The 11,053-nt window shown below is 36.8% G+C and carries 12 protein-coding genes and 2 tRNA genes; 10 read left to right on the top strand and 4 right to left on the bottom strand.

Annotated features, from left to right (window positions below):
* Positions 1 to 112: 112 nt before the first annotated feature.
* Positions 113 to 1,744, bottom strand: a complete 1,632-nt coding sequence (locus tag MKJ01_RS01885; protein ID WP_241611362.1) for an alpha/beta fold hydrolase — start codon at positions 1,742 to 1,744, stop codon at positions 113 to 115.
* 300 nt (positions 1,745 to 2,044) lie between these two features.
* On the opposite strand from MKJ01_RS01885, the gene MKJ01_RS01880 reads away from it, so the two are divergent.
* From MKJ01_RS01880 to MKJ01_RS01850, 7 genes are all read left to right on the top strand, one after another.
* A complete protein-coding gene (locus MKJ01_RS01880; RefSeq protein ID WP_241611364.1) occupies positions 2,045 to 2,464 on the top strand; it encodes a Fur family transcriptional regulator in 420 nt (139 codons plus the stop codon).
* A 45-nt stretch (positions 2,465 to 2,509) separates the two neighbouring features.
* Positions 2,510 to 4,468 carry a heavy metal translocating P-type ATPase gene (locus MKJ01_RS01875; RefSeq protein WP_241611366.1) on the top strand — a complete coding sequence of 653 codons (1,959 nt, stop codon included), beginning with the start codon at positions 2,510 to 2,512 and terminating at the stop codon, positions 4,466 to 4,468.
* A gap of 145 nt (positions 4,469 to 4,613) precedes the next feature.
* Complete coding sequence (locus tag MKJ01_RS01870; protein WP_241611368.1) at positions 4,614 to 4,976, top strand: hypothetical protein; 363 nt, start codon at positions 4,614 to 4,616, stop codon at positions 4,974 to 4,976.
* Positions 4,977 to 5,188: 212 nt separating this feature from the next.
* Positions 5,189 to 5,464, top strand: a complete 276-nt coding sequence (locus MKJ01_RS01865) for a YHS domain-containing protein (RefSeq protein WP_241611370.1) — start codon at positions 5,189 to 5,191, stop codon at positions 5,462 to 5,464.
* Positions 5,451 to 6,131, top strand: coding sequence for an SCO family protein (locus MKJ01_RS01860; RefSeq protein ID WP_241611372.1), 681 nt, complete (start codon positions 5,451 to 5,453; stop codon positions 6,129 to 6,131). The genes MKJ01_RS01865 and MKJ01_RS01860 overlap by 14 nt, the downstream gene beginning before the upstream one ends.
* A gap of 25 nt (positions 6,132 to 6,156) precedes the next feature.
* The gene (locus MKJ01_RS01855) at positions 6,157 to 6,831 is read left to right on the top strand and encodes a superoxide dismutase (RefSeq protein ID WP_241611373.1); all 675 of its coding nucleotides are present in this window, start codon (positions 6,157 to 6,159) and stop codon (positions 6,829 to 6,831) included.
* A 3-nt stretch (positions 6,832 to 6,834) separates the two neighbouring features.
* A complete protein-coding gene (locus tag MKJ01_RS01850) occupies positions 6,835 to 7,203 on the top strand; it encodes a hypothetical protein (RefSeq protein ID WP_241611374.1) in 369 nt (122 codons plus the stop codon).
* 4 nt (positions 7,204 to 7,207) lie between these two features.
* Here MKJ01_RS01850 and MKJ01_RS01845 read toward each other — a convergent pair whose 3' ends face one another.
* Positions 7,208 to 7,357, bottom strand: coding sequence for a hypothetical protein (locus MKJ01_RS01845; protein ID WP_241632443.1), 150 nt, complete (start codon positions 7,355 to 7,357; stop codon positions 7,208 to 7,210).
* A gap of 23 nt (positions 7,358 to 7,380) precedes the next feature.
* On the opposite strand from MKJ01_RS01845, the gene MKJ01_RS01840 reads away from it, so the two are divergent.
* The 3 genes from MKJ01_RS01840 to MKJ01_RS01830 are packed head-to-tail and all read left to right on the top strand — an operon-like array spanning position 7,381 to position 10,228.
* Complete coding sequence (locus tag MKJ01_RS01840; RefSeq protein WP_241611375.1) at positions 7,381 to 8,208, top strand: MbnP family protein; 828 nt, start codon at positions 7,381 to 7,383, stop codon at positions 8,206 to 8,208.
* 58 nt (positions 8,209 to 8,266) lie between these two features.
* Positions 8,267 to 9,274, top strand: a complete 1,008-nt coding sequence (locus tag MKJ01_RS01835) for a cytochrome-c peroxidase (RefSeq protein ID WP_241632451.1) — start codon at positions 8,267 to 8,269, stop codon at positions 9,272 to 9,274.
* A gap of 12 nt (positions 9,275 to 9,286) precedes the next feature.
* Complete coding sequence (locus tag MKJ01_RS01830; protein WP_241611377.1) at positions 9,287 to 10,228, top strand: transporter; 942 nt, start codon at positions 9,287 to 9,289, stop codon at positions 10,226 to 10,228.
* 581 nt (positions 10,229 to 10,809) lie between these two features.
* Here MKJ01_RS01830 and MKJ01_RS01825 read toward each other — a convergent pair.
* Both MKJ01_RS01825 and MKJ01_RS01820 read right to left on the bottom strand, forming a co-directional pair.
* Positions 10,810 to 10,881: transfer RNA gene (locus MKJ01_RS01825), tRNA-Glu, on the bottom strand.
* A gap of 96 nt (positions 10,882 to 10,977) precedes the next feature.
* Positions 10,978 to 11,049: transfer RNA gene (locus tag MKJ01_RS01820), tRNA-Glu, on the bottom strand.
* Positions 11,050 to 11,053: the final 4 nt, after the last annotated feature.

Here is an 11,053-nt window from a genome sequence, read left to right as displayed (position 1 = left end):
TAACTGTGTTAACTTTTCTTTTTTCAGAGTTAACTTTTTGTTGATTTTTTTGCTCATAATAAATGATTTGATTTATTTACCTACTCGTTAGCTTTTCGGTTTCCGCTTTTTATTATTTTAGAAAATTTATTATCATTTTATTTAGAATCTCTGGCTGCTCAAACGGGATATAGTGGGTTGCATTGGGTATTATCATTAGAGTAGAATTTGGAAGATTATCTTTAATAGTTTTGGTATGTTCTTCATTTATAGCATCTTGGCTTCCTGCGATTACGAGTACTGGATTCTTAATATTTTTTAATTGATCAGGGATGATATGGGGATGATTCAGCATTAATTTTATCAATCTCCTATTTTTATTTTCAGGATTTTCAAGTTGTATTTTTAGTGAATTAAGTAATTTTATGTTAACACCTTCAGGATTAATATTTGCCCCTATGATTATAAGTTTTTGGATTAGATTTGGATTTTTAAGATTAAATGTCAATCCAGTATTTCCTCCATCACTCCAACCTACAATATTTGCTTTTCCAATTTTGAGTTCATGGAAAACTTTAAGGAGATCATCTGCAAAAATTTCATAACTATATTCATTTGTTGATAAATCGCTACTTCTTCCTTGCCCTCTTGTATCTATTGCAATAACTCTAAAGTGTTTAGATAACTCAGGGATTTGGCTATAAAAATCTGATATACTGCCATTATTTCCGTGAAGTAATATGACAGGGGAACCGCTTCCATATTCTTCGTAATATAATTTTGCATCTTTAATATTTATAAACTTACCTAATTTACTCTTGCCGTAATTTGTTTTTTTTGAAAGCTCTTTACTATTGTAAAAATCAACTAAAGCTTTTTCATCAAGAGTATTAGGGATTTCATTTTCGTCTTGCTTTTTTATTGATTCATTATAGCTGTTTTTCGTATAATTTATATCAATATTTGATATAATGTCTCCATCACTAAGTTGCCACTGTCCCTGGCTTTGATAACGGTACAATAAATTTTTAGATAATGATTTCTTTGCAGAAATACCAAAGATAAATTTTGCACTTTCTTCAGGTTCATAATCTACTAACTGTAGTGTTATCGCTATTTTATCTAAATTTCTATAGGTAAGTCTATATTTTTTTAAATCAATAGTTTGCCAGGCAGTTGTTGAAGTTTTATAGATAATATTCTCTTGCAGAATCAACTGGTCAGGATAATTGTCTTTCACAGAATATATATTAAGCTTCAAGGTAATGTTCTTATATTTTGAACTTGGTATAATATGAAAGTGATAGCTATTTATAATCGTTTTGTCGTAAATATCAAAGATATTTCCTTGTTCTACTGATGGAACATTTTTATCAAACATCTTCGAAAATGTCAATATTGGTCTTTTCTTTGAGCCTATTACGGTAGATTTCATTTTTTTGCCTACTATATTTATCTCCTCAAGGGTATGTATAGCAGACTTTAGTACAATATCTGAATTGTTAATAACTGCTTCAAGTGAAAGGGTTTTGCTTTCATATCCAACTGCTTCAAATATTATAACACTATTTCTACTAATAATCTGTAAGGAATCAATAATATATTTTCCGTCTATATCAGTTATAGTCCCAATGTTTGAATTTTTAATTCCTATCGAACAATATGATACGGCTGCACCTCCTTCATTTTTTACTGTGCCTAAAATCTTTACCTGTGCCTGAATTTTTGCAATTGCAAAAAACAGTATTAGAAACAAGACTTTCATAAAATGAGTTTTAATTATTAAGGAAAAATATAATTATTAATAATTTATCCCTTATTGTTGACAAATATAATATTTTTTTTACATCTCACAATATTGTGACGTATATTTTCGGGTTTCATTCAAGTTAGGAGTAGTGTTTATCTTTACATTTTGAATCGGACATACCTTTTCAACAATATGATATAGAATTTACGCTATGATTTGCAATTTGTTAAAATATTTATTTGTGATTGATTTGAACGGATTATTGTAAGAAATTTTAAACAATTAACTTTGATAAAATGAAATGAATTTTGAATCATGAAAAAAGACATCGAAAATAAATTAATACATAAAAATACCAAACCCACCAGCATGAGGATTCTGATTTACGATTTCCTGAGTTCTCAGGAAGCGGCATTATCCCTATCTGAAATCGAAAATCATTTTGAAAATGCAGACAGAACCACCATTTACCGGACTTTAAAGACCTTTGAAGAAAAAGGGATTGTACACGGCATCCAGGAAAATACAACGACAAAATACAAACTTTGCCACGACGGATGTGATGAAACGACCCACAACGACTGGCATCTCCATTTCTACTGCAAAATCTGCAAGCAGACAACCTGTAAAGAAGAAATTTCCTTCCCGGATAACAGGCAGACGGATTTCAGGATTGATGAAATAAGACTTTTTGCAAAAGGAATTTGTGAAAATTGCCTGGAAAGTTTGCAATAGTGTTGCATTCAATTTAAAGCTAATTTTGATTAAAATCTTTACGATATGGAAGAATGCTGCAGTACAAAACCTAAAAAAGAATCTGGTCACAACCATGAAGGCCATGACCATGATCATGAACATTCCCATGATACGGAAGGACAGTCCATATTTCAGATGTTCCTTCCTGCAATTATCTCATTTACGCTCTTATTAGCGGGGATTGTTTTGGATCATTATATAAAAAACGATTGGTTCACCGGCTGGGTTCGCTTGGTTTGGTATCTGATAGCCTATCTTCCCGTAGGGTTGCCGGTTTTAAAAGAAGCTTATGAAAGTATAGTGCATGGTGATGTATTTTCTGAGTTTTTCTTAATGGGAATTGCAACAGTCGGCGCTTTTTCTATCGGGGAATATCCGGAAGGTGTTGCCGTGATGCTGTTCTATTCCATAGGTGAAGTTTTTCAGGCTATGGCCTTGACGAGGGCACAAAGCAATATCAAATCTCTGCTCGATCAGCGTCCCGATGAGGTGACGTTGATAAAGGGCGGAAAACCACAGACTGTAAAAGCAGAACAGGTCGGTATCGGAGAAGTTATTCAGTTGAAATCCGGTGAAAAATTAGCATTGGATGGTGAACTGATTTCAGAAACAGCATCTTTCAATACGGCAGCGCTCACAGGAGAAAGTAAGCCGGATACCAAAACAAAAGGGCAAAGCGTTTTAGCCGGAATGATTAATCTGAATACAGTCAGCCAGGTAAAAGTAACAGCTGAATATAAAGACAGTAAGTTGAGTAAAATCCTGGAAATGGTTCAGGATGCCACTGCCCAGAAAGCCCCGACAGAACTGTTTATCCGGAAGTTTGCTAAAGTCTATACACCCATTGTTGTATTTCTAGCCATTGGCATTACTTTCTTACCGTATTTTTTCGTCGAAGAATATCAGTTCCGGAGCTGGCTGTACAGGGCTTTGGTATTCCTGGTGATTTCCTGCCCGTGTGCTCTGGTTATTTCCATTCCATTGGGATATTTTGGGGGAATCGGTGCAGGAAGCCGTCATGGAATTTTATTTAAAGGAAGCAACTTTTTAGATGTTCTGGCAAAGGTTCAGCATGTGGTGATGGATAAAACAGGAACTTTAACGGCGGGAGTTTTTAAAGTACAGGAAGTTAATTTCGATACTTCAGTTAATAAAGATGAAATATTAAAATTAGTCAATGCTTTAGAAAGCAAAAGCTCACATCCGGTTGCTACCGCTATTCACGAGTATGCCGGGGAAGCGGATCATTCTGTACAATTTGAAAATGTAGAGGAAATTGCAGGACATGGTTTAAAAGCAAGCACAAACGGGAAAGAATTGTTAGTCGGAAACCTTAAGTTGATGGATCAGTTTAATATTCAGTACGACACGTCACTTAATAAAATTGTGTATACGTTAATTGCTGTTGCGTATGATGAAAAATTTGCAGGCTATCTTACCATTGCAGATGCGATAAAGCCTGATGCACAGGCAACAATTAAAGCATTGGCAAAGCTGAATGTAAAAACCACTATGCTGAGCGGTGATAAAACTTCTGTCGTGAAACATGTTTCCGATACATTGGGAATTCAGAATGCATACGGTGATCTTCTGCCTGAAGACAAAGTGGATAAAGTAAAAGAGATAAAAGCAAAAAACGAAACCGTAGCCTTCGTAGGAGACGGCGTAAACGATGCTCCGGTTGTTGCCTTAAGCGACGTCGGGATTGCAATGGGCGGATTGGGAAGTGATGCAACCATAGAAACGGCTGATGTGGTTATTCAGGATGATAAGCCAGGCAAAATTCCACTGGCCATTAATATTGGGAAACAGACGAGAATAATTGTCTGGCAGAATATCATTCTGGCGTTTGCGGTAAAAGGAGTCGTTCTGGTGCTTGGCGCAGGCGGAGTGGCAACCATGTGGGAAGCGGTTTTTGCTGATGTCGGAGTAGCTCTACTGGCAATTTTAAATGCAGTAAGAATTCAAAGGATGAAATTTTAAAATGTTTCCTACAGATCTTTTTGATAAGATTTGACGTGATTATGGATGAATTCCGTGGAAAAATTTTAAGAGAATCAATGACATTCATCATACCTGAACTTTAAAAACAAATTTCATTAGTATATTTGTAGTATAGAATTAATCTTTGAAGTTTTTCATTTCCATATTCATCATTTTTACCATTGCATTACGTCCGGTCATGCCATTGATCAATTATGCGGTGAACTATGATTATATTGTGAAAAATCTGTGTGAAAACAGAAACATTCCCCAATCTACCTGCAAAGGAAAATGTTACGTGGAAAAGGAATTGGCCAAAACGGAAAAACAATCCAATACGAACCAGAATATCAAAATTACGGGATTGGATGTTTTCTTATCAAATGAAGTTCTTTCTTTTACGGATAAAATGTCATCTGATCATGTGATACAGAATTCTGTTTCTGATCATAACGATTTCTACAAATCAGACTATTTCTCCAGGATATTCCATCCGCCTTTGGTTTAATTTATTTTAAACTAAACTTTTGCTCTTGTTTTGACTATTGAATCTGAAAGATTTTAAACGCCTCATACATAAGCTTCACTTAGCAGCTGGCACATGATGTAAATTATTTTAATATCTTCATGATTTAAAGTTAATGTGCACCATTTCGTTTTAGTTTAAAAACAACGAATCCATTTTTTCCAATACTATTATCAATTTCAATTTTAATAAAAATGAAATCAAAAATCATCTTAACGGCATTATTGTCCGTTTCATTAATGGCCTGTGCCCAGGAAACCCCTAAAGTAAAACATAAAAAGTCTGATCGTTCAGCAAAAGGAAATACAAAACCGGTAAAATTCGCAAATGCCGAAGATCCGATCTGCCATATGAAAACAGAACCGGATATGAAGGATACTGCCCTGTACAAAAATAAAACGTACGGTTTTTGCAGTGTCTACTGTAAAGACGAATTCAAAAAAAATCCGGAGAAATATGCCCAGAAATAAAAAGCCAGGCAACACAAAAAGTAAAATAGTGATTCCCATAGTGATCATGGCACTGCTTTTTGTAGGAATCGGTGTCGGAATGGGATATTTCAAAAAGAATCTTTACACGGTAATGAAAGTTCCGGATTTTGAACTTACGGATCAGAATAACAAAAAGATCACCAATAAAAGTATGCTCGGGAAAGTGTATCTCGTAGAGTTTTTTTTCAGCAGGTGCCCGACCATCTGTCCCGTGATGAATACCAATATGAGAGCCATTGAAGATCAGATCAGCAATCCTGATTTCGGCATCATTTCCATCAGCATCGACCCTGAAAATGATACGCCTGCATTACTGAAGGAACATGCCCTGAGAATCGGTGCAAAATCTCCGAACTGGCATTTCCTGACGGGAGACCGGGATTATATCGGAAAAATTGCCGATCAGTTCAATATCTATGTCGGCGATAAGGAAGATGAAAGCGAAAGCCTGAACCACAGCGGAATGATTGCCCTTGTTGATAAGGAAGGGAATATACGTTGCCGATACAATAAGGAAAATATGCCGATTCTCTATTACTCAGGATTAAATTATGAAGACCCTGAAGGGAAAGTGCCTAAGTTGACCGGGAAATATCATCCCGACAGAGAAATATTAATTGAAGACATCAGGAAATTATTAAAATAAGGGTTAAACCATAAAACAGAACATTATGAAGATTATGAAAGTAGCTGCTTTAAGTGCAGTATTTGCGGCGCAGTTTGCATTCGCACAGTTTAAGCAGACGCCTTTGCCGTATGCTTACAATGCATTGGAAGGGAATATTGATGCGCAGACCATGGAAATCCATTATTCAAAGCATGCGGCAGCCTATGTGGCCAATCTGAATAAAGCCATCGCAGGCACACCGCAGGAAAAACAGACCCTGTTCCAGATTATGTCAAGTGCTTCAAAAATGAGCCCGGCCGTGAGAAATAATGCAGGAGGCCATTACAACCACGAATTGTTCTGGACTGTCCTGACCCCGGAAAAAAATACGCAGCCATCTGCAAAACTGGCAAAAGCAATCAATGACACTTTTGGGAGCATGGATGCCTTTAAAGCGAAAATGGCAAAAGCAGGGGCAGACCGTTTCGGGTCCGGTTGGGCCTGGTTATCGGTTGATAAAAACGGAAAATTATTTGTCTCCTCAACTCCTAACCAGGACAATCCGTTAATGGATGTGGTGGAGGAAAAAGGAACTCCGATTTTTGGGATTGATGTATGGGAACATGCCTATTACCTGAAATACCAGAACAAGAGAGCTGATTATTTAACTGCGATCTGGAATGTAACCAATTGGAAAGAAATCAGCAGAAGATACGAAGAAGCAATTGGCAAAAAATAATTCATGAATCTTATTTGCAGCATATTCCTCACGTTATTTGTGGTGTTCAGACCTCTGGCACCTCTTGTGGAGTATGCTGTAAATTATCAGTACATTTCAGAAGTCTTATGTATCAATAAAAGCAATCCTGAGTTTCATTGTAACGGGAAATGTTACCTGAGCAAACAGGTTGCAAAAACAAATGATACAGAATCTTCCCCTTTACATAAAATAAAAAATTCAGGACAGACATTACTTGATATTTATATTCTCCCTGAAATTACAGCGATTAGAAATTCAGGAAAAATTTCTTTTTTTAATTTTCGATTCACTTACACGGCAGATTATTCTTTTCTGTTCTTAAAACATATTTTCAGACCGCCGGTTTTTTAGCATACTATAAATGTTTCGGGCGACCCCTTCCCTGGCTGATGCAGCTGCACGGGCCGGGCTGTCCGCTCATATCTTTTTTTAGATTCTTCCTTACGTCAGAATCCAAAAAAAGGATAACCGCTTCCATCCCTATCGCGGAGGAGCGTTTCAACATATTTTATCACTAAAAAATCAACAATGAAAATTTATAAATTTTTATCACTATTCTGTATTGCCCTTACTTTTTTTTCTTTTACCTCTTGCAGCAGCAATGATGACGATGATCTGTCAGCAGAACCGAGCGGCAATCTCCAGCTCAAATTTGAAAACGGATTCAATAACTTGGGCGATATTGTCCTGAACCAGACCACACAGACTTCTTCTAACGGACAGAAATTTCAGTTTTCCACTTTAAAATATGTCATCAGCAATATTACCCTGATTGATGAAAACGGAGGAGAATTCAAATATCATTATAACGATCCGGACAAAGGTGCTTTTATCGTAGACCAGGCAGAAGCAACTGCCGGAATTAATTACTTTACTCTTACTGAAATTCCTAAAAACAATTATAAAAAAATCAGGATCGGATTAGGAATCAGCCAATCGGCTTACCTGATCGGGCAGGACGGACAGGGGATTTTCTGGCAGAAAGCCAAAACAGCCGGAATGGCCTGGTCCTGGGCGGCAGGCTATATTTTTACTAAATTGGAAGGAAGATACGGAATCTCATCTCCGGATACGGAATTCATGAACCACTGTGGAAATATGGGGAACGTTACAGCCAACAACACCGCTGATCTTTACCGTGAAATTACGCTTGATCTGCCTACCACGGCAAGAGTCACAAAAGATATTAAGCCTTCTATACATATTCTCGCTGATCTCAACCAGTATTTAAGCGGACAGACTCCACTGGTATTAAATAATACAACTGATATGGCCATGGGATCCAACCAGCATCTGGTCAATGTTACCGATAACATCTCGAAAATGTTTAAAGTAGATCACGTACACAATGATTAAGATATTCACAAAATCCAGAAGAGCGTATTCATGCGCTCTTTGGATTTCATTTCTTTTTATGGTGACGGCACTTTTATCATGTTCGGATGAGGTAATAGAACCTTTACAAAAAGATGAAGCATATCATGTAGAATCACCTTCCGGATTTCCAAAAATGATCTTTGATATGGCCGGCAATCCGGTTACTGTGAATGGAGTAGCATTAGGAAAAAAGCTGTTTTATGAAGGCCGGCTTTCAAGGAATAATACCATTTCATGCGGGTTCTGCCATATCCAGGAATATGCATTTACCCATCACGGGCATAACGTAAGCCACGGTATTGACGACAGGCTCGGAATAAGAAACGCTCCGGCGATTCAAAATATGGCTTTCCTGAAAAACTATACATGGGATGGCGTAAGCCATAATTTAGATGAAAGGTCGCTGGTTCCCATAACAACCGATTTTGAAATGGACAGTTCGCTGCCGGAAGCTGCCGGGAAGCTTAATGCAGATGCTAAATATAAACAAATGTTTAAAGCAGCATTCGGTGACGGAAATGTTACAGGGGAAAGAATATTGAAAGCAATCTCTCAGTTTATGGTAACACTGGTTTCTGCAGGCTCTAAGTATGATCAGTATAAAAATGGGCAGGTTGCATTTACCAACGAAGAAACCCAGGGAATGAATCTGTTTCAGCAAAAATGCGCTTCATGCCACAGCGGAGAATTGTTTACCGATGAAAGCTTCAGAAATACGGGAATGTATTATAATGCTCAGTTTGATGACCGCGGAAGATACAGGGTAACCTTAGATTGGAACGACAATATGAAATTCCGGGTTCCCAGCCTCCGGAATGTAGAATATACAGCTCCGTATATGCATGACGGCAGGTTCTATACATTGGATGCGGTAATGAATTTCTATTCAGACCAGGTAGAAAACAGCCCAAACCTTGATCCTCAGTTAAAGCAGAACGGTCATATCGGAATTTCCATGAATACTCATGAGAAACAATTAATCATTGCTTTTTTAAAAACATTGTCCGATAAAAATTTCATATCCAATCCAAAATTTGCAGAATAATTTTAAATACTCATGAAGAAGATATTTTTAATCATAAGCCTGGTTGTATTTAATCTCAGTCAGGCTAAAAACATCAGTGACAGCCTTTATATTCCCAATACGGTCAATCAGATTGTTTTTGATGACTGTGATGCGTGCGGATGTGCGGCAGGAAACGGTTCATCAGGTTTTGAATCATTATTGAATCCCCAATTTGTAGGGATTAAATATTTTGCCCAGCATTACAAAGCGAAAGAAAACTTGTTTGTTAAGGATCTTACTCAGGATCAATATTTCAATACCGTTCAGCTGTGGGGAAAAGTTCCTCTTACAAAGAAGCTAAGCGTCTATGCAAGCCTGCCGTTTCATTTTCATGAAAAACAAACGTTGCAGGGAGCTATTAAAATCAGTGGAGTAGGAGACTTAAACCTAATGGGAATCTATCAGTTGATCAATTCCAAAGATCAGGTTCATCAGCTGAGTGGTGGAATTGGAGTGAAAGTTCCGCTGGGAAGATTTGATAAAAAAGGTATTTCCGGGGTAAATCCCAGTTTTCAGCTGGGAACGGGCAGCTGGGATTACCAGATGGTGCTCAATTATAAATTTCAGAAAAATAAAGTGGCCGTTTTATTAAATACGGATTACACCGTAAAAACAGAAAATAAAAAACATTACACTTTTGGAAACCAGTGGAATTATGCGGCGACAGGCTTTTATCAGGTGTTAGCCAATGAAAAAATGATTTTCTCGGGAAAAGCAGGCCTACAGGGAGAAGTATATGACAGAAATAAGCAATTTGATGAAGTTTTTCCTAACACCGCCGGAAGTGCCTTGTATGGGAAATTAGGTTTTGAAGCTTCTTATAAAAAGTTCAGTTTGGGAAGTGAAATCATGCTTCCTGCGTATTCCAATCTGGCGGGAGGTGATATTGAAGCTAAATCACGGTTCAGTATTTTCATCAATTTTGGGATATAACTGAACGGGAGCAAAGGCAGGCAACAAATCATTATCATGAAGCAGAAGATTTTCTTAAAGCTAGTTTAAGTTAACAATGGATTTATAATGACCCTTAAAATTGATTTTTTAAATTACAGAAATATAGTGAATGAAATCTGTGTAATCACCATAATCTTCGAGAGATTATTTTTTGAAATAAATCAGATCGCTCAGCTTCTTCAAATCAATTGTAATTGATTCATTATTTGCTCCCTGGAATATCACAGCAAAAATCAAAATTTTGCGTTAAAAATATTTTCACCTTATTAAAGCTTAATTTTATATTTGAAATAAATCATAGATGTTAAATTCATTCTATGGTTTATTTTTGTTTTTGCCGCAATATGATGAGCCGCATAAAGTGATTAAAAGAAATTCGTGAATTCGCAACAGCCTGGCTGCTATAAAACAAAGTAAGCACAATCATTTCAATTCAGCAGATAAAGTATAATAATCCGAATTCAGGTTATTCTATGATTATGGAATTACTGACTACAATACGACAAGTTTATAATTATATTATAAATAAAAAAAGAGATTTCAATTTGAAATCTCTTTTGTAGCCCGTAGGGGAATCGAACCCCTCTTACCAGAATGAAAATCTGAGGTCCTAACCGATAGACGAACGGGCCATCTACCAAACTGTAAATAATCTACAGGGTTAGTGTTTGTTTTTATAAGTTTACAACTCTTATTTAATTACCCGGTTAGCTGTAATTAAAATTTAGTAGCCCGTAGGGGAATCGAACCCCTCTTACCAGAATGAAAATCTGAGGTCCTAACCGATAGACGAACGGGCCATCT

Origin of the sequence: Chryseobacterium sp. SSA4.19, assembly GCF_022601875.1 — a bacterium.
Taxonomy (GTDB): Bacteria; Bacteroidota; Bacteroidia; order Flavobacteriales; family Weeksellaceae; genus Chryseobacterium.
This window is presented reverse-complemented; position numbering and strand designations above follow the sequence as displayed.

Excerpts from the sequence above, each read along its gene's own strand:
- MKJ01_RS01865 (WP_241611370.1), top strand. The coding sequence starts at position 5,189 with ATGAAATCAAAAATCATCTTAACGGCATTATTGTCCGTTTCATTAATG.
- MKJ01_RS01860 (WP_241611372.1), top strand. The coding sequence starts at position 5,451 with ATGCCCAGAAATAAAAAGCCAGGCAACACAAAAAGTAAAATAGTGATT.
- MKJ01_RS01840 (WP_241611375.1), top strand. The coding sequence starts at position 7,381 with ATGAAAATTTATAAATTTTTATCACTATTCTGTATTGCCCTTACTTTT.
- MKJ01_RS01850 (WP_241611374.1), top strand. The coding sequence starts at position 6,835 with ATGAATCTTATTTGCAGCATATTCCTCACGTTATTTGTGGTGTTCAGA.
- MKJ01_RS01855 (WP_241611373.1), top strand. The coding sequence starts at position 6,157 with ATGAAGATTATGAAAGTAGCTGCTTTAAGTGCAGTATTTGCGGCGCAG.
- MKJ01_RS01885 (WP_241611362.1), bottom strand. The coding sequence starts at position 1,744 with ATGAAAGTCTTGTTTCTAATACTGTTTTTTGCAATTGCAAAAATTCAG.
- MKJ01_RS01875 (WP_241611366.1), top strand. The coding sequence starts at position 2,510 with ATGGAAGAATGCTGCAGTACAAAACCTAAAAAAGAATCTGGTCACAAC.
- MKJ01_RS01830 (WP_241611377.1), top strand. The coding sequence starts at position 9,287 with ATGAAGAAGATATTTTTAATCATAAGCCTGGTTGTATTTAATCTCAGT.
- MKJ01_RS01835 (WP_241632451.1), top strand. The coding sequence starts at position 8,267 with ATGGTGACGGCACTTTTATCATGTTCGGATGAGGTAATAGAACCTTTA.
- MKJ01_RS01845 (WP_241632443.1), bottom strand. The coding sequence starts at position 7,357 with ATGTTGAAACGCTCCTCCGCGATAGGGATGGAAGCGGTTATCCTTTTT.
- MKJ01_RS01880 (WP_241611364.1), top strand. The coding sequence starts at position 2,045 with ATGAAAAAAGACATCGAAAATAAATTAATACATAAAAATACCAAACCC.